The organism is Streptomyces manipurensis, assembly GCF_049570255.1.
Lineage (GTDB): Bacteria > Actinomycetota > Actinomycetes > Streptomycetales > Streptomycetaceae > Streptomyces > Streptomyces manipurensis.
In genome coordinates this window covers 126,013-146,769 of record NZ_CP186950.1, presented here as the reverse complement: position 1 = coordinate 146,769, position 20,757 = coordinate 126,013, and the positions used below count along the sequence as shown (strand labels likewise).

Genomic DNA, 20,757 nt, shown 5'->3' with positions numbered 1-20,757 from the left:
CACTCCAAGGCTTGTCCGTATTCGAACATTCTTCACCGGGGGCCCGCACCTTGGAAGTCGCACGTCTCGTCGTCATCGCGCTCGCCATCACCGTGGCGGTCGTCTTCTACCGCCGCACCACCGGTGACGACACGAGCGGGGGTTCGTCCCGGGCCGGCCGGAAGGCCGGCCTCCTGCCGCAGTCCCGGCAGAACACCGGGCGTGCGGCGCCCGATCCCGAACTGGAGTCGGCGGAGGCCGCCGCGGCCCGGGGGAGTTGGGAACCGGCCGCCCGGCTGATGGCCGCCACCCGCGAGCGCCGCGACTGGGCGCGGCGCTCCTCCTACGCGTCCGCCCTCGGCTCCCACCGCGCCGCGCGCCCCGGCGGCTGGCTGGACGCCTGGGAGGCGGCCGCCGGGCCGGACGACCCGGACGTCGCGCTCGTACGCGCCAAGGCGACCGTCGATCTGGCCTGGAAGCAGCGGGGCGGCGGCTGGGCGAAGGACACCAGCGCCGAGCAGTTCGCCGGGTTCCACGCGACCCTCGTCCGGGCCCCGGAGGCGAACGCCCGCGCGGTCGAACTGAACCCGGACGACCCCACCCCGTACGCCAACGAGATATGGGTGGCCCTGGGACTCGGATACTCGTCCGAGGACATGCGGCAGATCTGGAAGGAGATCACCGCCCGCGACCCCCACCACTACGCCTCGCACTACGCGGCGCTGCAGTACTGGTGCGCGAAGTGGCGGGGCTCGGAAGGGCGCGCCATGTCCTTCGCCCAGGAGGCGGCCGCCTCCGCACCTCTCGGCAGCCTGCTCTCCGCCATGCCGCTCATCGCGTGGTACGAGCACCGCGACACCGGCGCCCGTACGGCCGACTTCCGCTCGCCCCACGTCATGTCCCTGGTGGACGCCGCCCTGGCCGATGTCGCCGCGGCCCCGCCGGGCCACCCGAACACCGCGGAGGTCCGTCACCTGCTGGCCTACTTCCTGGTCCGCCAGAAGCGCCACGACGCGGCGCTGGCGCAGTTCCGGCTGGTCGACGGCCATGTGGACGCCCTGCCCTGGAGGTACTGGAGCGATCCGGCGGCGGCGTTCTGCCACTGGCGCGACCGTGCCGCCCACCGGGCCCGCCGGGCCCGCGGCGCCTGAGCCCGGTCCACGGCGCCTGAGCCGGTGCCCGCCCGGGCCACCCGCCGTACCACCCCCCGCACGCCCGGTGCGGGTGACGCGCCACCACGAGGGGATGCCGACGCGATGACGCATGCCGACCGCAGGGACGAACACCCTATGGACGACCGTACGACCGACGCCGCCGACCCCCGACCGGGCACGAACCCGGACCCGGACCCGGACCCGGACCGGGCCGCTCACCGCGGATCCTCCACCTGGAATGGGGGCGCACCGAGGTCGAGGGCATGCCCCCGGGCAAGGACTTCGTCCTCCACCCCGGCGGGGGCCACCCCTGGGACTGGGGCCTGCACGGCACCCGCCACGTCCCCGGGATCCGGCCCGGGGACGTGCGGGAGCTGCTCGCGCAGGGCGCCGAGGTCGTCGTCCTCGGTCTCGGCATGCAGTCGCGACTGCAGATCGCCCCCGAGACGGTGGAACTGCTGCGCGAGGCGGGGGCGGAGGTGCACGCCGCCGCGACCCCGGAGGCCGTCGAGATCTACAACGCGCTGACGGCCGGAACCCGTCCCGTCGGAGGGCTCTTCCACTCCACCTGCTGACGCGCACGGGAGCCCGCGGTTCCCATGGTTCCCGCGGCGGGGATCCGTCACCGCGCCACGCCTGACCGGAGGACATCCGGGGGCGGCAGCGCGCGCCGCGGGCCGCCCCCGGCGTACGGGCTGCTAGTGCTGTGACCGCAATGGTCCATCGTGCCGCCAAGCCCGGCACGGCACCCACCGCGTCCTCGGGCCGTGCCCGTACGTCCCGTACGGGCCGCGCGCCTCCGCCCCGACCCGCACGCCTCCCGGGCGAAACCCCTGAGGCCGCGGCACCGGGCGGAGCCGACGGACCGGCCGGGTGCCGTCACCGGTCCCGCCGGCCACCGCACACCAGGAGAGACGCACGTGCCGACCCGCGCCCGCGGACGCCGCCTCCGCAGCGTCCTGTCCGCCACCGTCCTGACCGCCGCCGCGCTCGGCGGGCTGCTGCAGCCCGCGCAGGCCGCCGGGGACCCCGGCCCGTCCGGCGGGCACCCGCACCAGGACCGGAAGCTCCAGCAGCAGCTGGACCGGCTCGTCGCCCAGGAGGACGGCCCGCCCGGTGTGATCGCCCTGCTCACCCGCGGAGACCGTACGCAGGTGTACACCGCCGGTGTCGGCGACATCGAGACGGGCCGCCCCCCGCACCCCGACGACCACATGCGCATCGCCAGCATCGCCAAGGCCTTCAGCGGTGCCGTCGCCCTCCGCCTCGTCGACCAGGGGCGGCTCTCCCTCGACGACACCATCGGCGAACGCCTGCCCGCGCAGCCGGAGGCCTGGCACGCGGTGACCCTCCGCCAGCTCCTCCAGCACACGAGCGGCCTGCCGGACTACTCGGCCGCCCCGGACTTCCTGGAGATCCTCACCGCCGATCCGCGGCACCTCTTCGACCCGCGTCGGCTCCTCGGCTTCGTGGCCGACAAGCCGCTCCTGTTCACCCCCGGATCGTTGTACGAGTACTCCAACTCGGACAACATCGCCGTCGCGCTGATGGCCGAGGCCGTCACCGGGGCCCGCTACGAGGACCTCTTGAGGGATCTGGTCTACCGCCCCCTCGGGCTGCGCCGCACCAGCCTGCCCCTGGGCTACCGGCTCCCGCGCCCCTACCTGCACGGCTACAACGTCACGCCGCCGGCCGCGCCCGAGGACGTCAGCGAGGCCGTCGGAGCCTCCGGGGTCTGGGCCTCCGGCGGCATCGTGTCCACGCCGAGGGAGCTGGGCGCGTTCATCCGCGCGTACGGCGGCCCGGAGCTGCTCTCCGAGGAGACCCGTGAACAGCAGCTGACCTTCCGGCCGGGGGACTCCTCCGAGCCGGCCGGCCCGGGCACCAACGCCGCCGGGCTCGCGATCTTCCAGTACACCACGCGCTGCGGGGTCCTCTACGGCCACACCGGCAACTTCCCCGGCTACACCCAGCTCGCGGCCACCACCCCCGACGGCACCCGCTCGCTGACCTTCTCCATCAACACCCAGACCAACAAGGCCAACAAGCCCGCACTGCTCGCGCGCCTGCGCACCGTGCAGGAGAACTTCGCCTGCGCCCTCCTCAAGGAGAAGTGAGCCGCGGGATCCAGGGGCCCCGCGGTCCCCTGGATCCCGCGGACACCGTGCGCACCGCCGACTGTGCCCCGCGTGCTGCGGAGCACGGCCGGCGCCGCCCGTGCCGCCCGGCTAGTCGATCTTGATCGAGCTGACGCGGTCGTTCCAGCCGCTGCGCATGCCGCTCTCGTAGTGGTTGGGCCCGGTGTTGCCCGGATACCAGTAGCCCTGGCCGTCGTTGTGCTCGGCCAGGTGGGCCGTGCAGGCGCCGGTCCGGTAGGACGAGGTCTGGTCGTTGAAGCCGTAGCCGCCGAGGTTCTGCCAGAACCCGCGGTCGTAGAACCGCAGCACACGGCCCCTCAGGTCGTTGTGCTCGCCCAGTTGCAGGGGCGTCGAACAGGCCGCGAGGGCCCCGCTCGCCAGGCGGCTGCGGGCCTCTTCGGCGGCCTTGCGGTCCAGCTCCTCGACGCTCCGGAAGCAGGCGACCGCCCCCTGCCACACACCGCACGCCCGCGCGGCACCCCACCCCCGGGAGAGGTCGATCGCCGTGCCGTCGAAGGACGCCACCACGCCGCGCTGGGCGGGTTGCGCGGCGGCTGCCGGCGCACCGGCCGCCCATCCGGCCCCCGCCATCGCCGCCGCCGCGCACGCCACTGCCAGGAACTTCTGCTTCCCCACTGGTCTTCCCCTCGAGTCGACAATTGCCGTGAAGGACTTCCGACCGGCGGGCGGGCCTGCCGCACCCGCTCCGCCGCGGACACATCCTGGCGGCCGCTCGGGAGCGGCGTCTTGAAGGTTTTCGCACTGCCCACCAGGCGCCCTGCACAGCGCCATGACCGCGGTCGCGCCCGGCGTCATTGCGGGTAGTCGAAGCTCGTGACCCGGCCGTGGATCCGCTCGTGCAGGGGGTTGGCGGCCACCGGCATGCGGGCGGGGAGCAGCCGCGACGGCGGGAACCCGGTCATCCGCTTCAGCTCGCGGCTCATGTGCGCCTGGTCCGAGAACCGGCAGGCCATCGCGGTCTCCGCCGCCGAACGCCCCGCGCTGAGCAGGCGCAGCGCGCGGTGCATGCGGACGATGCGGGCGACGGCCTTCGGCGTCAGGCCGATCTCGCGGCGGAACCGGCTGTCGAACTGCCGCCATCCCCAGCCCGTCTGCTCGGCCAGCCGGCGGATGGGCACGGCCCCTCCCGAACGGTGCAGCTCCCGCCAGGCCCAGACCACCCGCGGAGAACACACCGGCCCCTCCTCCCACCAGGAGCGGAGCACGTCGTCCAGCAGCCGGAACCGCGACTCCCACGTGGGCAGACAGGCCAGCGCCTCGGCCAGCAGCTCGACCCGCCGGCCGACCAGCTCGGCGGGGTCGATGATCCGCTCGGCCCATTCGTGCATGGGCACTCCCAGCAGCGTGTACGCCGCCCAAGGGGCGAGGGTCACCTCCATCCCGTGCAGACGCCCGCCGTGTCGGCCGAGCGTGGCCCGGGTGCGCAGCGCGGACACCAGCGAGGAACCGTGCCGCAGGGGCATCCCGCCGTCGGCCGGGCCGGCTTCCGCGGTCACGTCGTGGACGCGCAGCCCGCTCTCGAAGCCGAGCACCAACGTCACCGCTCCGTCCGGCACTTCCAGCCTGGTGCGCGGCCTGGCCAGCGACAGCCGGTACCCCCGGTACTGCACGACCCCGGGACGCAGCCGCCGGTCCGGCCGGGCCCGCGCCAGCTCCCAGCCGAGGTCCGGGTCCGAGACGTAGTGGTGCACGGGTCACCTCCGCGCCCAGCGTGGCGGAGGAACCGCCCCGGGGGCTGCGGGAATTCCGGCCTGATCGCGTCGCGTACCGGTCGGTGGAACGCGCGTGACGACCAAGGAACGCTCGCCGGCGGACGCTGCGTCAGAACTGTTGCGGAGAACCAGGCATGAGGCCGTGACCCCGACAGGACCCGGCAGGGGAGGAGGGTCCCTCCGGCAGGGACCCTCGGCCCTTGGCCGCCCCCGTGCGCCCCGGGAAGAGTGGAGCCGGTGGCGCCCGGTCCTTCCCCCGGCCGGCGCGCCACCCGTCCCTGCCGGACCATCCCGGTGCCGCGTGCACCAGTACGGAGGACAGACCTGTGGAACGCACCCTCGTCGTCGGGGTCGACGGATCCCCCGAGAGCCGGGCCGCGGCCGACTGGGCGGCCCGCGAAGCCGCACGCCGCGACCTGCGCGTGCGCCTGGTCCACGCCTGGCTGTGGCAGCCGCTCTCGCTGCCCGTCGCCCAGGACCGGGCGAGGGAGGAGCGCGCGAGCGGGGACCGTCGCGCCCAGGAGGTCCTGGACGAGGCCATGTCCGAGGTGACCTGCCGGCACCCCGGGCTCACGGTCACGGCGGAGCTGGTGCCCGACGCGCCCGTACCGGCCCTGCTGCACGCCGCGCGGGACGCGGAGACGTTGGTGCTCGGGACCCGCGGGCGCGGCGCACTGGCCGGGTTCCTGCTGGGCTCCACCGGGCAGCGGCTGATCGGCTCGGCCCCGTGTCCGGTCGTCTCCGTACGCGACCGCAGCGGCGGTGCGGCGACGGGCGGGGGCGCGGTGGTCGTCGGACAGCAGGGGAGCGCCGAGGAGTCCGCCTACGTGCTGCGCTTCGCCTTCGAGGCCGCCGCCGCCCGCAGGGCGCCGCTGCGCGCGGTCCGGGCCTGGAGCCTGCCCCCGGTGTACGGCTACAGCCCCGGATCGATGTGGATCGCCGGCCGCCTGGGCGGACTGGAGCCGTACGAGCGGGCCGCGCTGGAACAGGCCCTGGAGCCCTGGCGGTTGAAGTACCCCGAGGTGGAGGTCGAGGCACGGGTGGAGCAGGACAGCGCCGGGCACGCCCTGCTGGCCGCCGCCGCGGCCGCCCGGCTGCTCGTCGTCGGCCGGCGGGCCCGCGCGTCGGCGCTGGGCGCGCGTACCGGTTCGACGGCACACGCCGTCCTCCACCACGCGACCTGCCCCGTCGCCGTCGTTCCCCACGCCTGAGCCCTGCTGCTCACCTCACGGACGGATCCGTGCGCAGGACGGGCCGACAATGCGAATGACCTGCGGTGACGGGCCGTGGCACAGTCCCGCCATGTCCAACGACATCGCCTATCCCGTCTTCCAGAGCCCCGACCCCGTGCCCGCCCTGAGCATGACCCGCCGCCTCCTGGAGCTCGGCCGTTGCGCGTACACCGACGTCTCCCTCTACGCAGAGCTGCGCTCTGTCGACGAGGTGCGGCTGCAGCGAGGAGTTGCGTGGGCCGGCGGGCGGCGTGGTTCCGCAGAGGCGCGAAGCAGGGGGGGCTAAGGGGCAGGGGGCGGGCCGGGGAGGGGCTGGCGGCCGGGCGGGGTCAGGGCGTGGCTGGCGATCACCGCGGCCTGGACCCGGCGTTCCACCCCGAGCTTGATGAACAGCCGCGAGATGATGTTCTTGACCGTCTTCTCCGCGAGGTACAACCGCTGACCGATCTCCCGGTTGGTGAGGCCCTCGCTGACCATGAGGAGGATCTCCTTCTCACGGTCGGTGAATCCCGGGAGACCCGGCGCCTGTTCCTCCTTGGGCACGTCCCCGCGCATGCGGGCCATCAGCCGGGAAGTGGCCCCGGGGTCCAGCATCGACTGCCCGGAGGCCACCGTCCGTACGGCCGTCACCAGGTCGGTGCCGGTGATCTGCTTGAGGACGTAGCCGGAGGCGCCCGCCATCACGGCGTCCAGGAGCGCCTCCTCGTCGTCGAACGAGGTGAGCATCAGGCACGCCAGCTCCGGCATCCGGGAGCGCAGCTCACGGCACACGCTCACCCCGTCGCCGTCCTGGAGCCGGACGTCCAGGACCGCCACCTGCGGGCGCAGGGCCGGGATGCGGACCAGCGCCTGCTCGGCCGTGCCGGCCTCACCCACCACCGTGAGGTCGGGCTCGGCGTCCAGCAGGTCGTGCACCCCGCGTCGGACCACCTCGTGGTCGTCGAGCAGGAACACGCGGATCGGTTCCGTCCCGGGGGAGGGGGCACTGCTGGCGGTCATCGCGCAACTCCTTCGCCTGGCACCGTCCGGGCAGGACGGACATCCGCATCCTGCCCGCCGGAAGGCCCGGCCGACCAGGGCCGATCGGCCCTGGTCGCAGGCGGTTTTCGGCCGCTGGGTACCGGCCGGTGCGCACCGGCCGGCCGCCCGGGAAAGGGACCTTCGGCCCTGCCGGAAGGACCGCAGGGCCTATCGCGAGGCGCACGGGACCCGATGGACTGTTCCCGCACGGGGAACAGCGCGGTTCGACGGAGCCGCCCGCAGCGCGGAGGACGCATGACGACCGCCTTGATCGACCTGAGGACCGTGGCACGCGACGACCGCGACCTGCGGGTCGCACTGGCCGGGGAGCTCGACTTCTACACGGCCCGGCAGGTACAGCCCCGGCTGCGCGAACTCGCCGACACCGACTGCCGCAACCTGGTCCTGGACCTGTACGGGCTCTCCTTCTGCGACAGCGCGGGCATCGAACTCCTCGTACGGCTCGACGGCCGCTGCCGCAGGGCCGGAACCCGTCTCCTCCTCTGCGACGTGCCACCCCTCGTGGCCAAGTCCATGAGAGTGCTCGGTGCCGACCGCGGCCTGCGGTTCGTCGTCTCGTGAGCGGGGAGCCGGGGCGGGGCCGGGGCCGGGGCCGGAGAGGGGACGTACGGCCCTGTCCCCGCCGGGCCGGGGCGGGGGAGGCTGGGGTACCGAAACAGTGAGGACCGGGCGGGACCGGACGGAGGCACACTTCATGGATCAGCGACGCTGGGGCCGGACCGTCCGGCTGGAGGGCACGATGCCGGTGCGGTACATGCGGGAACTCGACCGGGCCGAGGCGCTGGGCCTCCTGGCCACCGTCTCGCTGGGCCGGATCGTCTTCACCCAGCACGCGCTGCCCGCCGTCCGGCCCGTCAACCACCTCGTCGACGCCGGGGACATCGTCGTCCGGATCAGCGAAGGAGGGGCCCTCGCGTCCCTCGCGGCACCGGCCGACGTCCCCGGGGTCGTGGTCGCGTACGAGGCGGACGCCATCGACCCCGAGACGCACCTCGGGTGGAGCGTCGTCGTGACGGGCTACGCGCGGCCGGTGGCCGACACCGAGGACGCCGCCCGGTACGCCGAGACGCTCCGGCCCTGGGTGGGCCGGCCGATGACCAGGGTCCTGCGGATCCGCCCCGACCTCGTCACGGGCTTCCGCCTGGAACCCGCCCCCGCCGAACCCGTCCCGGCCACCAGCCGCTGACCCCACCCCGCCTCCCAACGCCGCGCTCCGGCCGCATCACCGCCCCGGCGGCTGACGCCGGAGCGTTCGTCCGCCCTCGGCGGCCTGTTGCCGAGCCCGGTGCCGGTCGGCCGGCCCGCCGTGACGGCCGGCCGGCCGTCACCGGGGCTCCTCGGCCGGCCCGCCTCCGGTGGCTGCGGGCCGGGCGCCGGCTCAGATGCCTTCGGTGAGGGGGGCCCGCCAGACGAGTCGGCTGCCGCCCTCCTCGGGGAGTTCGACCGTGAAACTGCCGCCCACGCTCCGGGCCCGCTCGTCGAGGTTGCGCAGGCCGCTCCTGCGCCCCTGCGGCGGAATGCCCGAGCCGTCGTCGGAGACGGTCAGCACGATCTCGCCCTGCCCGGCCTGAAGGGCCACTCCCACCCGCGTCGCCCCGGCGTGGCGGGCCGCGTTGCTGAGGAGTTCGCCGAGTACCGCCACCACGTGGTCAGCCGTCTGCGGCGGTACCTCCGTGTCGAGGAGGCCCTCCATGCTCAGCTGCGGTGGATGGCCGAGGGCGGCCGCCGCGTCCCCCACGGCACGGGCCGCGCGGGCGCGCAGGCCCGGTCCGCTCTCCCGGTCCTTGGTCCGCAGCCCGAAGATGGTCGATCGGATGATCTTGATCGTCTCGTCCAGGTCCTCGACCGCCCGGCCGACCCGCTCCGCCGCCCCCTCGTGCTCCACGAGCCGCGCGGCGCTCTGCAGGGTCATCCCGGTGGCGAACAGCCGCTGGATGGCCAGGTCGTGGAGGTCGCGGGCGATGCGGTCGCGTTCCTCCAGCAGAGCTATCTGCTCGGCGTCCCGGCGGCGCTCCGCCAGTTCCAGGGCGAGCGCCGCCTGACCCGCGAAGGCCACGAGCGGCTCCAGCTCCCCCTCGCCGAAGGCGGGTTCGCCCGCCGGACGCGACAGCAGCAGGACGCCCCGGCTCTCACCGCCCCCGGTGCCGAGCGGGACGGCCACCGCGGGCCCGAGCCGGTCCGGCCCCGGCCCGTCCGCTCCGAGCCGGTCCGCTCCGGGCGCGTGCGGCCCGGGCTCGGGCCCCTGCGCCGGGTACCGCCCGTCGTCCCACGCCCGCATGGCCGTCACCGGCTTGCCCGACCGGTGCGCGGCCCCGGAGAGCGTGCCGTCGACGGGGACCACCAGGCCCTGCCGGTCGGCGCCGTCCGTGCCGGACGCGAACTCCACCACCAGGCCGTCGACCCCCTCCACCGGCACGGCGATGTGCGCGAGCCGCGCTCCGGTGATCTCCTGCGCGCGCAGGGCGATGAGCTCCAGCACCGCGGGGCGCGAACTGCCCGACAGCAGGCTCTCGGTGATCTCCGCGTTCGCCCTCAACCACAGCTGCTGCCGCTGCGCCCCCTCGTACAGCCGGGCGTTGTCGATCGCGACACCGGCGGCCACCGACAGCGTGGAGATCACCGTCTCGTCCTCGGTGTCGAAGTCGACCCCGCCCCGCTTGTCCGTCAGGTAGAGGTTGCCGAACACCTCGTCGCGGACCCGGATCGGTACGCCGAGGAAGCTGCGCATCGGCGGGTGGTGGGCCGGGAACCCGTGGGAGGACGAGTGCGCCTTGAGGTCGGTCAGGCGTAACGGTTCGGGGTGGTGGATGACCTCACCCAGCAGGCCGTGGCCGGCGGGGAGCGGCCCGATGTCGGCGATCTCCTCCTCCGTGAGCCCCACCGTCAGGAACTGGGCGAGCCGGCGCCCGTCGGGCCCGATCACCCCCAGGGCCCCGTACTCGGCGTCCACCAGCAGCGCCGCCGCCTCCACGATCCGCCGGAGCACCTGGGCGAGATCCAGCTCCCGTCCCACCGACACGACGGCCTCCAGCAGGCTGTTCACCCGGTCGCGGGTGCCGCGCACCTCGTCGATGCGCACCTGGAGCTCGTCCAGCAGCTCGTCCAGCCGCATCCGCGGTACCCGCGTCAGCGGCACCCGCTGCAAGGGATCCCCCACAACCACGCACTTCCCCTCCGAACGCCGGTCCGTTCCCGGCCTGCGGTCAGCGTATCGACCCGCCGGGGCCCGGAGGGTGCCGTTGCGCGCGGATGCGCGCCGTGACTGACTGGTGCGGAGCACCCGGTGGACGGCGGGGAGGAGAAGGACCCGTGAGACTCGGCAAGGCGGTCTACGAGGCGGAGCTGCTGAGGCTCCAGACGGAGCTGATCAAGCTGCAGGAATGGGTACGGGCGGAGGACGCCCGGCTCGTGGTCGTCTTCGAGGGCCGTGACGCGGCGGGCAAGGGAGGCACGATCAAACGCGTCGCCGAACACCTCAACCCCCGTGTGGCGCGCATCGCCGCCCTCCCGAAACCGACGGAGCGCGAACGCACCCAGTGGTACTTCCAGCGGTACGTGGCGCACCTGCCCGCGGCCGGCGAGATCGTCCTGTTCGACCGCAGCTGGTACAACCGCGCCGGGGTCGAGCACGTCATGGGCTTCTGCACTCCCGCGGAACACCAGCTCTTCCTCCGGCAGTGCCCGGTCTTCGAACGGATGCTGGCGGACGACGGGATCCTGCTGCGCAAGTACTGGTTCTCCGTCAGCGACGCGGTCCAGGAGGAGCGCTTCCGGCGCCGCGCCGAGGATCCGCTGCGCCGCTGGAAGCTCTCGCCGATGGACCTGGAGTCCCTGACGCGCTGGGAGGCGTACTCGCGGGCGAAGGACGAGATGCTCGTCCACACGGACACGGCGCAGGCGCCGTGGTACGTGGTCGAGAGCGACGACAAGCGCAGCGCGCGGATCAACATGATCGCGCACCTGCTGTCCACGATCCCCTACGAGGACGTGGCCCTGCCGCCGCTCGTCCTTCCGGCCCGGCCTCCGTCGACCGGATACCGCAGGCCGCCCAAGGAGCTCCAGACGGTCGTGCCCGACCACGCGGCCACGCTCGGGTAGCGGCGGTCGACGGGGCGGCGCGACGGGTGGACCGGGGCGGGCCGGGGTGACGGGCAGCGCCCGGGCGTGGACGGGGGCGGTCAGCACTGGACAGTGCGGGCTCGCGGCGGAGATGGAATGTGGACACCTCGCGGCGCGAGCCTGTGCGCACATCCGTCCCCCACCCGTAGGGAGATCCGTACCGTGACCCGCACCGCAGCACTGGCGCCGCCCACCGCCTCCGGCGCGCCCCCGGCCCGTCGACCGGAGCAGGTCGACAACCGCGCCGCCTACACCGCCTTCGCCCTCGCCTACCTGCTCGGCCACGGGACCGCCGCCGCGTCCGGCGGCGAGAGCCCGTTGCTCGACCTGCCCGGCCCGCTCCCCGCGACCCTGCTCGGGACCGGACTCGTCGCGGGGATCACGCTGGCGACCCTCGCCGCGCTGCGGGTCCAGCGCACGGCCACCGCGCCGGAGGTCCTCTCCGGGAAACTCCTCGGCGCCGCCTGGATCGTCGCCTTCGCCGCGCTCGGCCTCGCCGTCACCGGCCTGGCTTCCACCCTCGGGGCCCCGGAGGTGCACACACTGCTGTGGCCCACCGGATCGGGGCTGATCGTCGGCCTGCTCTACCTCGCCGAAGGGGCCGTACGCCGCAATCCGCTGCACTACGGGCTCGGCGTCTGGCTCGCCCTGACCTCCTCGGCCGCCCTCGCCCTGGACGTCCCCGGCCCCGCCTGGGTCCTGGCCGTCGCCGGCGGCGGAGCCTACGCCGTCGCGACCGTCCTCGAACACCGCCGGCTGCGCCCGCCGGCACCGGACCGCCGGAGCTGACGCCGCGCCGCGCCGCGGCCGTCCCCTGGGGCATTGGAGTGGCCGACGGACGCCGGGCGGCGTGGTGTCCCCCCTGCCCGGCGGTGGTCCCTAGGGTCGCCGGGGGCACGGCAGCGGGCCGCGCCGAGCGAACCGGTGGGGTGAGCCGTGGAACGAACGACGGACGCGACGCGACATGGGCAGGAGCTCCCGGCAGCCCGGCAGGGGACCGGGCGGCGCGGCTGGGCGGGCCGTCTGGCGGCGGCCGTCGGCATCGCCGTCCTCTGCGCGCTCCCGGCCGGCGCGGCGGGTGCGGCGGGCCCGGACGGCCTGGCGGGCCCGGCACCGACCGGGGACGGCCGGCCAGGAGTCGCGGCACCGCTGTACGTCTCCGACTACGGCAACAACCGCGTGGTCACCCTCGCCCCCGCCGGCGGCGGACAGACCACCGTGCCCTTCGAGGGGCTAGTCCGCCCGACGGGGCTGGCGTGGGACGCCGAGGGGCGGCTGTACGTCTCCGACACCGGCAACAACCGGATCGTCGTCGGGGCCGCCGACGGCAGCGACCAGCAGGTCCTGCCGACGGACGGTCTGTCCCGCCCGCTGGGACTGGCCGTCGACCGCAACGGCGACCTCTACGTCGCGGACAGCTTCAACGACCGCGTGGTGAAGGTGTCCGCCGCGGACGGCGCCCAGACGACCGTCCCCACCACCGGCCTGCTGCACCCGTGGGGCCTGGCGCTCGACCCCGCCGGGAACCTGTACGTCGCCGACTTCGTCAACGACCAAGTCGTCAGGGTCGCGGCGGACGGCGGCGGCCAGTCCACCGTCCCGGCCACCGGCCTCTCCCAGCCCACCGGGCTGGCCCTCAACGCGGCCGGGGACCTCTACGTCTCCGACAGCGGCAACAACCGGGTGGTCAAGATCCCCGCGGACGGCAGTGGCCAGTCCACCGTCCCCACCAGCGGACTCTCCGACCCGCTGGGCCTCGCCCTCGACGGCTGCGGAAGCCTCTACATCGCCGACGGCTTCAACAACCGTGTGGTGCGGGTCCCGGAGTCCGGCGGTGGCCAGTCCACCCTCCCCTCCGCCGGGCTCAACACCCCGGCAGGACTCGCCTTCCCGCCCGGCCCGGTCCGGCCCGCCCCGTAGCGGGCAGCCCCGCGACGGCCGCTTCCCGTCCGGCCCGGCGAACGGAACATCCGTACGGTCCGGGGCCCCGAACTCCCCGGAAACGGGGGCCGGAGGCCATCCTGAGGGTCGTGCACGGCCACCGGGCCGTGCCGGCCGGCGCCCCGCAGTGCCCCGAGTGGGCGATCATGCTGGTGTGGGGAACGGCACGGGCACGAAAGGTACGTCGATGGAGGCTGTGCGGGAGGCGGAGTTCGCGAAGGTCGCGGATCTGATCGCGGCGCTGGAGAAGGGGACGAGCGGCGCACTGTGGCGCCCCGAGGGCGTCGACCGCCAGCTCGACGCCAACCTGGTGCGGCACCTGCCGGGGACCGGCGGCAAGGCGTACACGGAGGACGAGGTCGACGTGATGCTGGTCGTCGTCCTCGGCGGCGGCACCCTCACCCTCGACGGCACGCAGATCCAGCTCGCCCCCGGCTTCCTCGGGCTGCTGCCCCGCGGTACCTCCCGGGCACTGCTGGCCGGACCCGAGGGCCTGCTCGTCCTGACCGTGCACCGCAGACGCCGCGGCATGAGCATCGGCCGGTCCACCCCCGCCACGCCCCCCGAACCGTGCGCCCTGCACCTGGTGTGCGGCCGCTGCCACCGGCACGCGATCGAGGCGGACGCCCGCTTCTGCACCGGATGCGGCACCCCGCTGGAGCCCCGCTCGACGTCGTAGACCACGCCCGTGGAGCCCCGCTCCCGGGCCATCGACGCCGCGGCGGCGGTCGCCTAGGATTCCGACGCCCCATCGCACTTCGAACACTCATACCCGTTACCGGGGGTGAGGGAGTCCGGGAACCCCGCCGGAACCCGCCTCGCCACCCGACGAGTTCGGAGGTCACGTTGAGCACAGGCATACGTACAGGCTTGAGTACGGGCTTACGTACGGGCAGAGATGCGGCCGCGGGCCCGCACGCAGCCGCGCGCGGGTCCGTACGCGTCCCGCGCAGGGCCGCGGCCCTCGCCCTCGGCCTGACGGCCCTGCTGGCCCTCCCGGCGGGAACCGCGCTGGCGGCGCCCCCGACGGCCGCGGCCCCGGCGTCCCAGGCCGCCACGGCCGCCCTGTCCGTGGTCAACCCGGGCAACCGGGTCGACTACCAGTACGACAGCGTGCACCTGCAGATGACGGCCACGGGCGGCTCGGCCCCGTACACCTGGTCGGCCGTCAACCTGCCCGTGGGCACCTCGATCAACGCCTCCACGGGGCTGATCTCCGGCTTCCTGCGCGGCAGCGGGACCCGCACCGTGACGGTCACCGCCACCGACGCCTCCGGCGCCTCGGCCTCCACCGTCTTCACCTGGCGCGTGATCCGCGAGGCCTGCCCCCGCTGCTGACCGCCCCCGTCCCCGCCCCACCGGCGACCGGTGGGGCGGGCGACGCGGCGGACCGGGGCGGGGGCCCCGACGGGACCCGGCCCGGTCCACCGAACGGCCCAATGCGGGCCGGGCCCCGGGCGCCGTGCGGACCGGGCGGCCGCGGCAGCCATGACCTGGCCGGTCGGCGCGGCCGGCGTCCCGGCCGTGCATGGTGGCCGGCCTGCGGCCCCCCGCCGCCGGGATGTCGTCCCGCCCGGCCGGGGATACGTTCCGGTGCCATGACGCACATATCGGGCGAACGGCACTCCGGCCCCACCCGTCGCGCCCTTCTCCTCGCCGGCGCAGGCGCCGCGGTCGTGACGGGATGTGCCCGCGGCGGCGCCGGTGGGGCACCCGCCGCGGCCACCACCGGCTCCGTCACCCCCAGCCCCGCCGCGACCGGCATCACCCCGGGTGCGATGACGCTGTTCAAGGACCCCGGCTACAACTTCAACGGGCTCCTCGCGCTCGGCGCCTCGGGCGCCGGAGCCGCCGAGGTCGGCGAAGTCCTCACCGCGGTGAACACGATCAACCAGGCCGGACTGGGCGCGCAGACGTACGTGGAGACCTTCCGCAAGCTCGGCGACCAGCTCCTCGCCGCCCCGCCCGGAGCCCCGGCGGACGGCCAGACCAAGCGGTTCCGCGCGCTGCGCGCCGCCCAGTACTACGGCCAGGCGCTGTTCTTCGTCCTCGGCTCCGACGACCCGGGCTCCGAGGAGAAGCTGTACCAGGCGGGCCGCGGAGCCTGGGACGCCTTCTGCGACCTGTGCGAACCTGCCCCCGTGAAGGCCCGGGTGCCGTACGGAGCCACACCGCTGCCGGTGTGGTTCTTCCGGCCGGACACCTCCGACACGCCGCGCCCCACCGTGATCCTCACCAACGGCAGCGACGGCCAGAACGTCGACATGTGGACCTACGGGGTCCCCGCGGCCCTCGACCGCGGATGGAACGCGCTGGTCTACGACGGTCCCGGCCAGGGACAACTGCTCTTCGTCGACCAGGTGGTGTTCACCCCCACCTGGGAGAAGGTCGTCACGCCCCTCGTCGACTGGCTGACGGCCCGCCCCGACGTGGACCCCGGTAAGTTCGCCCTGACCGGCCTGAGCATGGCGGGCGACCTCGCGCCCCGCGCCGCGGCCTTCGAGGACCGGATCGCGGCCCTCGTCGCCATGCCCGGCTGCGTGGAACCGTGGCTGGGCTTCCCGCCCGAGATCCGGCAGATCCTCACCCCGGACAAGCAGGAGACCAACGACATCTGGAACAAGGAGGTCGTCCCCGAACTCCCCCCGGACGCGGCCGACGTGATGAAGAAGCGCTTCGAGCCGTTCTCGATCCCGGCCATGCTCGAAGCCCGTCAGGGCAAGCTCTTCACGGACTTCTACACGCCCGCCACCCGCATCCAGGCCCTGACCATCAAGGATGTCGTCGGCCGCATCAAGGCGCCCACCCTGGTCCTGGACTACGAGGGCGAGCAGTTCTACCCCGGCCAGCCGCGCCAGATGTACGACGCGCTCACCTCGCCGAAGGACTACCTCAAGCTCACCGCGGCACAGGGCGCCCAGCTGCACTGCTCCCCGATGGCGCCGCAACTGCACTGCGAGGTGGTCTTCGACTGGCTCCAGGAGACCATGGCGGCCGGCTGAACGGGCCCGGTCAGGGGACGTCCAGCCGCACGCCCGCGAGGTCGGGCATCGCGCGCAGGAAGTCGGGGACGGTGCGCAGCCGGTCCAGCGCCTGTTCGTAGGAGTCCACCCGCCGGTCGCAGTCCGCGGCGAGGGCGGCCAGCCGCTCCCGCAGATCGGTGCGCGACGCGACGAGCAGCGAGTCGTACGTGCCGAGGTCGGAGCCGATCGTGAGGTCGAGGAGGATCCCGTCGTCCCCGAGGACGTCCCCCAGCGACGGCCGTACGGGGCCCCGGAGCGCGGCGGCGAGGCGCTCGAAACGTTCCGGGCCCGGTGGGACGGCGAACACCGTGACCTCCGAGGAGGCGTCGAAGACCACGGCGCGCAGGGCGCACACCAGGTCCCGGGGGGTGGCCAGGGGGAACAGGCCCGCGCGACCGGCGTTCTCCACCTCCCACGCGGTGGGCTCGGGGCGGATCCGGACCGCCGAACGCCCGGGGACGAAGCCGTTGTCCCGGGCCTCGGCGGTCGTTCCCTCCGCGTCGATCCCGTACTCCCAGTCGACGAGGACCGGTTCGCGTCCCAGTGCCCGCGCGGCGTCGTCGCGGTAGTAGGCCGGGATCGCGTAGCGGGCCAGGCCGGCGCTCAGCCGCCAGAGCAGGCCGACGTAGACGGCGACCTCCTCCGCGTTGTTGTTGTTCACCGCCCATTCGGAGAACGGCGTCCGCCCGTCGGGCCAGTCGTCGTACAGCCCCGGCCAGTTGCGGGACACGGCCACCTCGTCGCCGGGGAGGTGGTGGAAGGCGTGGACGACGCCGTGGTCGTCGCGGAGTCGGGCGGCTTCGAACCGGATCGGGTGCACGACGTCACCCTAGGTCCTGTCGTCGAGGTCCCGGCCCGGCGCCGGTCAGCGGATCGGCCTACGCTCCTTCCGGTGCGGGGAGGGCACGGGACCGGCGGCGGCGATGCACAGCGTGCAGAAGGCGCAGCCCTTCTTCGGCCGGCTCGCCGCGTCCTCCCGCGCGTCGAGCAGGTCCAGGAACATGGAGGGGTGCCGGGGCGACACGGAGCCTGATACGGAGATCGTGCTGTTCATGATGGTTCCTCCCGGATCGGCTGATGGGGGACGCCATTCTTGCGACGCGGGACTCGGGCCCCGTCCTCCGAACGGACGATCCGGCAGGACCATCGGGACCGGTCCGCAGGTGCTGCGGACAGGGCGGCGGGGGGAGGTCCCCGCGTCGTCCGGCGGACCGTGCTTTCGGCCGACGCGGTCGACGGCGCCGCTGCCGCACCGCGGGAGGACAGGCGCGCGTGACCGTCCGCACCCTCGCGAAGGAGCGGGACCATGATCCCCACGGAGAGCCCGGCGCAGTACCAGATCCACCGGATGGCCGACCGTTACGAGGTGCGTACGCGGGAGGGCCGGATCCGGGGGGAGTACGTCCAGCCCGTGACCGAGGAGGATCGCGCCGTTCGCGAGGGCTCCCGCGGCCACCGCCGCCCGGCGAGGGTCCCGTTCCAGCCGAGATCGGTCCTCAGGTAGTCGGGCACCCAGGTGAGCTGGGAGCTCATGTGCCAGTAGGCGGCGAAGCAGCCGAGGACGGCGGAGAGGACGGTCGGGGAGAGGCCCCCCGCGTGCAGGAGACACCGTCGCGGACCTCACCGGCCTGGAGGACGACGCGGTCGCCCTCGGAAAGACCCGTGACGCCCGCACCGAGAGCGGCGACCTCGCCCGCGGTCTCATGACCGAGCGTCACCTTGCTGCCGGTCAGGGGTTGTGGTGCCGGCATGCCCTGGATGAGGTGGACGTCCGACAGGCAGACGCCGGCCGCCCGTACGCGGATCAGGACCTGGCCCGGCCCGGGCTCGGGGACGGGCACCTCCTCGACGGCGAAGCCGCCCCCTTCCGTGGTCAGCCTTCCGGCCAGCATCGTCGCCACGTCCGCCGCCCTTCCTCGTTCCCGCACCACCCCGGGCGCGCCTGCACCGAGTCACGCGCAACGACCCCGGCACGACCCCCACCGGCGGCGGGACGTGCCGGTGCGCAGGGCTGTTCGGCCGCGCGGTGACGCCGGCACGCCGTCCGCGGTCCGTGGTCGGCAGACTCACCCGGCCCGGCCCGAGCGTCGCCCCGTCCGGATCCCCGGCTGCGTCTACTGTTCCCCCATGCCGGTCGATCACAGTGCCGCCGTCCGGCGGCTCCGGTTCGCCGCCGCGGTCCTCGTCGTCGGGCTGGCCGCGGGGGCGGCGGGAGCCGCGCTGGCACTGCTCCTGCACACGGTGCAGCACCTCGCCTTCGGGTACGACAGCGGCACCTTCCTCGCCGGGGTCGAGGCCGCCTCGCCGCAGCGCCGACTGGTGTGCGTGACGCTCGCGGGCGTGGTGGCCGGTCTCGGATGGTGGCTGCTGCACCGCTACGCGCGGCCCCTGGTCGACATCGGGCAGGCGCTGCGGATGGAGTCGCCCCGCATGCCGGCGCTCACCACCACCGCCCACGCCACGCTCCAGGTGGTGACGATCGGGCTGGGCTCACCCCTGGGCCGGGAGGTGGCCCCGCGGCAGCTCGCCGCCGTCCTCGCGACCGGCATCGTCCGCAGGACCGGGCTCAGTCCGGCCCAGTGCCGCACCCTCGTGGCCTGCGCGGCCGGCGCCGGCCTCGCGGCGGTCTACGACGTACCCCTCGGCGGCGTGGTCTTCACGCTGGAGGTGCTGCTGGGCACCTGGGCCCTGCGCTCCGTCGCGCCGGCCGTACTGACCGCGGCGGTGGCCACCCTCGTCGCCCGCCTGGTGGTGCCGGACGAACCGGTCTACCAGCTGCCTGACCTGCCCTTCAGCGGTTCCCTCCTGCTGTGGGCCTTTCTGGCCGGACCGCTGGTGGGCGCGTGCGCCCACGGCTTCTCCCGGCTCATGTCGGCCGCGAGCGCACGGGCCCCGCGCGGCAACGCCCTGCTGTGGACCGCACCGGCCGCGTTCCTGGCCCTGGGCCTGCTGGCGATCCCGTTCCCGCAACTGCTGGGGAACGGGAAGGGGCCCGCCGAGGTCGCCTTCACCGGCAACCCCACGCTCGCGCTCGCGACCGTACTCCTGGTGCTGCGTACGGCGGTCGTCGCCCTGTGCCTCCGGGCCGGAGCCTACGGCGGCCTCCTGACGCCCTCGTTCGCCAACGGCGCGCTGCTCGGCATCGTGGCCGGCCGGCTCTGGGAACTGATCTGGCCGGGCACCCTCCTGGCGTCCTACGCCGTCGTGGCCGCGGGAGCGTTCCTCGCGGTGTCCCAGCGGATGCCCGTGACGGCGATCGTGCTCGCCCTGGAGTTCACCGGCTTCCAGCAGGAAGTGGTCATTCCGCTGCTTCTCGCCGTCGCCGGCGCGACCGCGACGGGTGTCCTGCTGCGCGGCGGTGCCGTACCGGCGACTACGCCGCGCGCCGGGCCGAACGGGCCGTGACCTGCGTGGGGTAGGAATCCACGATGTAGTCGTAGGCGTCCGCCACGACCTGGCCGTGCGTGCGCATCGCGCCTCTGGCCGATGCGGCGGGCGTCGGTCCGGCGGTGGTACGGGCACGGAGCGGGGCGGTGCGGTGCGCTTCCATCGTTCTCCTCCTCTCCTGCGTCCCCCGGTCCCCTCCAGCCTGCCGCCCCCCGTGCCCCGCGAACAGCGGCGCAACGGGGGACCGGGTGGAGGAACCCGACGGGCCGGGTGGAGGACACCGCCTTCGCCCGATCGGTCCTCCGGCGCCCGCACGTACCGCCACCGACGCTCCGCACGCACGACAGCGTCCGCGCGGATGAACGGAACCGACGGCGGGGAGGCGGTCCTGCTCTAGGAGTCGGAGCGCAGGCCCAGAGCGCTGTGTTGGACCACGGCGGCCGGAGCGTCGGTGCCCGCCTTGCGGTTGGTCGACTCGACCAACCGGGAACGCAGCTCCGCGGCCGGCTCGCCCAGCACGATGGCGCTGATCACCAGCTCCAGCATGACGCTGTCGTAGTCGTCGTCCGTGTTCCGGTAGCGGTCGCCGTCACGTTCCACCAGGGCGCTCACGATCCGCCGGCCACCGCCGTCGACCGGTGCGAAGGTCGCCTCGTAGACGCCGAAGCGGGTCCAGCTCCGGTGCAGGAAGGCGGTGTCGCCCTCCACGAGGACGTGCCACTTCTGGTCCATGTCCTGAGCGACGCAGCCCCGTTGGATGCGCTCCCACTCCTCGTCCGACCAGATCCGTCCGGGCAGCAGCGACATCGGTCGGGGCTTCGACATCGGCTTGAGGGCACGGCGGAACGTGGCGCGGGTCACGCGCTCATCAGCGGTCATGGAGTGATCCTACGGAACGGGGCCGAGCGCGACCGCCTGCTTTTCGGCGGCCTCGGCGGCCTGGGAGGGCTCCGCGACCTCGGAGGGCTCCGCGACCGAAGGCGCACCGCCGGTTCCCGCATAGTGCCTCC

Annotated in this window: 23 protein-coding genes and 1 pseudogene; 15 read left to right on the top strand and 9 right to left on the bottom strand. The window is 74.3% G+C overall.

Going from position 1 to position 20,757, the window contains the following annotated elements; genetic code table 11:
• Positions 1 to 50: 50 nt before the first annotated feature.
• The 3 genes from ACPU2J_RS00720 (at position 51) to ACPU2J_RS00710 (ending at position 3,250) form a co-directional block, all read left to right on the top strand.
• Positions 51 to 1,130, top strand: a complete 1,080-nt coding sequence (locus ACPU2J_RS00720; protein WP_423832448.1) for a hypothetical protein — start codon at positions 51 to 53, stop codon at positions 1,128 to 1,130.
• Between the two features lie 227 nt (positions 1,131 to 1,357).
• Complete coding sequence (locus tag ACPU2J_RS00715; RefSeq protein WP_423834913.1) at positions 1,358 to 1,708, top strand: Mth938-like domain-containing protein; 351 nt, start codon at positions 1,358 to 1,360, stop codon at positions 1,706 to 1,708.
• Positions 1,709 to 2,053: 345 nt separating this feature from the next.
• Complete coding sequence (locus ACPU2J_RS00710) at positions 2,054 to 3,250, top strand: serine hydrolase domain-containing protein (RefSeq protein WP_423832447.1); 1,197 nt, start codon at positions 2,054 to 2,056, stop codon at positions 3,248 to 3,250.
• A 111-nt stretch (positions 3,251 to 3,361) separates the two neighbouring features.
• Here ACPU2J_RS00710 and ACPU2J_RS00705 read toward each other — a convergent pair whose 3' ends face one another.
• Entirely contained in the window at positions 3,362 to 3,907 is a 546-nt protein-coding gene (locus ACPU2J_RS00705) for a hypothetical protein (RefSeq protein ID WP_423832446.1), read from the bottom strand.
• 176 nt (positions 3,908 to 4,083) lie between these two features.
• Positions 4,084 to 4,983 carry a helix-turn-helix transcriptional regulator gene (locus tag ACPU2J_RS00700; RefSeq protein WP_423832445.1) on the bottom strand — a complete coding sequence of 300 codons (900 nt, stop codon included), beginning with the start codon at positions 4,981 to 4,983 and terminating at the stop codon, positions 4,084 to 4,086.
• A gap of 347 nt (positions 4,984 to 5,330) precedes the next feature.
• Between ACPU2J_RS00700 and ACPU2J_RS00695 the strand changes: the two genes are divergently transcribed.
• Both ACPU2J_RS00695 and ACPU2J_RS00690 read left to right on the top strand, forming a co-directional pair.
• A complete protein-coding gene (locus ACPU2J_RS00695) occupies positions 5,331 to 6,215 on the top strand; it encodes a universal stress protein (RefSeq protein WP_423832444.1) in 885 nt (294 codons plus the stop codon).
• 91 nt (positions 6,216 to 6,306) lie between these two features.
• Positions 6,307 to 6,522 carry a hypothetical protein gene (locus ACPU2J_RS00690; RefSeq protein ID WP_423832443.1) on the top strand — a complete coding sequence of 72 codons (216 nt, stop codon included), beginning with the start codon at positions 6,307 to 6,309 and terminating at the stop codon, positions 6,520 to 6,522.
• Here ACPU2J_RS00690 and ACPU2J_RS00685 read toward each other — a convergent pair.
• Positions 6,519 to 7,235 carry a response regulator transcription factor gene (locus ACPU2J_RS00685; protein WP_361600833.1) on the bottom strand — a complete coding sequence of 239 codons (717 nt, stop codon included), beginning with the start codon at positions 7,233 to 7,235 and terminating at the stop codon, positions 6,519 to 6,521. The genes ACPU2J_RS00690 and ACPU2J_RS00685 overlap by 4 nt on opposite strands.
• Positions 7,236 to 7,511: 276 nt before the next feature.
• Here ACPU2J_RS00685 and ACPU2J_RS00680 point away from each other — a divergent pair, with 276 nt between their 5' ends.
• Together ACPU2J_RS00680 and ACPU2J_RS00675 are read left to right on the top strand one after the other, a co-directional pair.
• Positions 7,512 to 7,838: an STAS domain-containing protein gene (locus ACPU2J_RS00680; RefSeq protein ID WP_361600836.1), complete on the top strand. Its 327-nt coding sequence runs from the start codon at positions 7,512 to 7,514 to the stop codon at positions 7,836 to 7,838.
• Positions 7,839 to 8,016: 178 nt separating this feature from the next.
• Positions 8,017 to 8,463 carry a pyridoxamine 5'-phosphate oxidase family protein gene (locus ACPU2J_RS00675; protein WP_365072699.1) on the top strand — a complete coding sequence of 149 codons (447 nt, stop codon included), beginning with the start codon at positions 8,017 to 8,019 and terminating at the stop codon, positions 8,461 to 8,463.
• A 192-nt stretch (positions 8,464 to 8,655) separates the two neighbouring features.
• Here ACPU2J_RS00675 and ACPU2J_RS00670 read toward each other — a convergent pair whose 3' ends face one another.
• Positions 8,656 to 10,389 carry a GAF domain-containing protein gene (locus ACPU2J_RS00670; RefSeq protein WP_423834912.1) on the bottom strand — a complete coding sequence of 578 codons (1,734 nt, stop codon included), beginning with the start codon at positions 10,387 to 10,389 and terminating at the stop codon, positions 8,656 to 8,658.
• A 197-nt stretch (positions 10,390 to 10,586) separates the two neighbouring features.
• On the opposite strand from ACPU2J_RS00670, the gene ppk2 reads away from it, so the two are divergent.
• The 6 genes from ppk2 (at position 10,587) to ACPU2J_RS00640 (ending at position 16,339) form a co-directional block, all read left to right on the top strand.
• Entirely contained in the window at positions 10,587 to 11,375 is a 789-nt protein-coding gene (gene ppk2, locus ACPU2J_RS00665; RefSeq protein WP_420082221.1) for a polyphosphate kinase 2, read from the top strand.
• A gap of 183 nt (positions 11,376 to 11,558) precedes the next feature.
• Positions 11,559 to 12,185, top strand: coding sequence for an ABC transporter permease (locus ACPU2J_RS00660; RefSeq protein WP_423832442.1), 627 nt, complete (start codon positions 11,559 to 11,561; stop codon positions 12,183 to 12,185).
• Between the two features lie 147 nt (positions 12,186 to 12,332).
• Positions 12,333 to 13,316: a virginiamycin B lyase family protein gene (locus ACPU2J_RS00655; protein WP_423832441.1), complete on the top strand. Its 984-nt coding sequence runs from the start codon at positions 12,333 to 12,335 to the stop codon at positions 13,314 to 13,316.
• Positions 13,317 to 13,524: 208 nt separating this feature from the next.
• On the top strand, positions 13,525 to 14,016 hold the full coding sequence (locus tag ACPU2J_RS00650) for a hypothetical protein (protein WP_420082224.1): 492 nt from the start codon (positions 13,525 to 13,527) through the stop codon (positions 14,014 to 14,016).
• A 191-nt stretch (positions 14,017 to 14,207) separates the two neighbouring features.
• Positions 14,208 to 14,675, top strand: a complete 468-nt coding sequence (locus tag ACPU2J_RS00645) for an Ig domain-containing protein (protein WP_423832440.1) — start codon at positions 14,208 to 14,210, stop codon at positions 14,673 to 14,675.
• Between the two features lie 260 nt (positions 14,676 to 14,935).
• Positions 14,936 to 16,339, top strand: coding sequence for an alpha/beta hydrolase family protein (locus ACPU2J_RS00640; RefSeq protein ID WP_423832439.1), 1,404 nt, complete (start codon positions 14,936 to 14,938; stop codon positions 16,337 to 16,339).
• 10 nt (positions 16,340 to 16,349) lie between these two features.
• On the opposite strand, the gene ACPU2J_RS00635 is transcribed toward ACPU2J_RS00640, so the two are convergent.
• Positions 16,350 to 17,180 carry a hypothetical protein gene (locus tag ACPU2J_RS00635; protein ID WP_420082226.1) on the bottom strand — a complete coding sequence of 277 codons (831 nt, stop codon included), beginning with the start codon at positions 17,178 to 17,180 and terminating at the stop codon, positions 16,350 to 16,352.
• Positions 17,181 to 17,225: 45 nt separating this feature from the next.
• Complete coding sequence (locus ACPU2J_RS00630) at positions 17,226 to 17,414, bottom strand: hypothetical protein (protein ID WP_423832438.1); 189 nt, start codon at positions 17,412 to 17,414, stop codon at positions 17,226 to 17,228.
• A gap of 252 nt (positions 17,415 to 17,666) precedes the next feature.
• On the opposite strand from ACPU2J_RS00630, the gene ACPU2J_RS00625 reads away from it, so the two are divergent.
• Positions 17,667 to 17,864 carry a hypothetical protein gene (locus tag ACPU2J_RS00625; protein ID WP_423832437.1) on the top strand — a complete coding sequence of 66 codons (198 nt, stop codon included), beginning with the start codon at positions 17,667 to 17,669 and terminating at the stop codon, positions 17,862 to 17,864.
• A gap of 85 nt (positions 17,865 to 17,949) precedes the next feature.
• On the opposite strand, the pseudogene ACPU2J_RS00620 reads toward ACPU2J_RS00625, so the two are convergent.
• Positions 17,950 to 18,261: pseudogene (locus tag ACPU2J_RS00620) on the bottom strand (alcohol dehydrogenase catalytic domain-containing protein); the annotation flags it as partial.
• 226 nt (positions 18,262 to 18,487) lie between these two features.
• On the opposite strand from ACPU2J_RS00620, the gene ACPU2J_RS00615 reads away from it, so the two are divergent.
• Positions 18,488 to 19,765 (top strand): chloride channel protein, encoded by a 1,278-nt coding sequence (locus ACPU2J_RS00615; RefSeq protein WP_423832436.1) that lies wholly within the window; start codon positions 18,488 to 18,490, stop codon positions 19,763 to 19,765.
• Here ACPU2J_RS00615 and ACPU2J_RS00610 read toward each other — a convergent pair.
• Both ACPU2J_RS00610 and ACPU2J_RS00605 read right to left on the bottom strand, forming a co-directional pair.
• On the bottom strand, positions 19,734 to 19,910 hold the full coding sequence (locus ACPU2J_RS00610) for a hypothetical protein (RefSeq protein ID WP_420082230.1): 177 nt from the start codon (positions 19,908 to 19,910) through the stop codon (positions 19,734 to 19,736). The two genes, ACPU2J_RS00615 and ACPU2J_RS00610, sit on opposite strands and share 32 nt — an antisense overlap.
• A gap of 230 nt (positions 19,911 to 20,140) precedes the next feature.
• The gene (locus ACPU2J_RS00605) at positions 20,141 to 20,554 is read right to left on the bottom strand and encodes a hypothetical protein (RefSeq protein WP_420082532.1); all 414 of its coding nucleotides are present in this window, start codon (positions 20,552 to 20,554) and stop codon (positions 20,141 to 20,143) included.
• Positions 20,555 to 20,757: the final 203 nt, after the last annotated feature.

Excerpts from the sequence above, each read along its gene's own strand:
- ACPU2J_RS00690 (WP_423832443.1), top strand. The coding sequence starts at position 6,307 with ATGTCCAACGACATCGCCTATCCCGTCTTCCAGAGCCCCGACCCCGTG.
- ACPU2J_RS00650 (WP_420082224.1), top strand. The coding sequence starts at position 13,525 with ATGGAGGCTGTGCGGGAGGCGGAGTTCGCGAAGGTCGCGGATCTGATC.
- ACPU2J_RS00610 (WP_420082230.1), bottom strand. The coding sequence starts at position 19,910 with ATGGAAGCGCACCGCACCGCCCCGCTCCGTGCCCGTACCACCGCCGGA.
- ACPU2J_RS00615 (WP_423832436.1), top strand. The coding sequence starts at position 18,488 with ATGCCGGTCGATCACAGTGCCGCCGTCCGGCGGCTCCGGTTCGCCGCC.
- ACPU2J_RS00675 (WP_365072699.1), top strand. The coding sequence starts at position 8,017 with ATGCCGGTGCGGTACATGCGGGAACTCGACCGGGCCGAGGCGCTGGGC.
- ACPU2J_RS00640 (WP_423832439.1), top strand. The coding sequence starts at position 14,936 with ATGACGCACATATCGGGCGAACGGCACTCCGGCCCCACCCGTCGCGCC.
- ACPU2J_RS00670 (WP_423834912.1), bottom strand. The coding sequence starts at position 10,389 with ATGCGGCTGGACGAGCTGCTGGACGAGCTCCAGGTGCGCATCGACGAG.
- ACPU2J_RS00630 (WP_423832438.1), bottom strand. The coding sequence starts at position 17,414 with ATGAACAGCACGATCTCCGTATCAGGCTCCGTGTCGCCCCGGCACCCC.
- ACPU2J_RS00605 (WP_420082532.1), bottom strand. The coding sequence starts at position 20,554 with ATGTCGCTGCTGCCCGGACGGATCTGGTCGGACGAGGAGTGGGAGCGC.
- ACPU2J_RS00685 (WP_361600833.1), bottom strand. The coding sequence starts at position 7,235 with ATGACCGCCAGCAGTGCCCCCTCCCCCGGGACGGAACCGATCCGCGTG.
- ACPU2J_RS00625 (WP_423832437.1), top strand. The coding sequence starts at position 17,667 with ATGATCCCCACGGAGAGCCCGGCGCAGTACCAGATCCACCGGATGGCC.
- ACPU2J_RS00680 (WP_361600836.1), top strand. The coding sequence starts at position 7,512 with ATGACGACCGCCTTGATCGACCTGAGGACCGTGGCACGCGACGACCGC.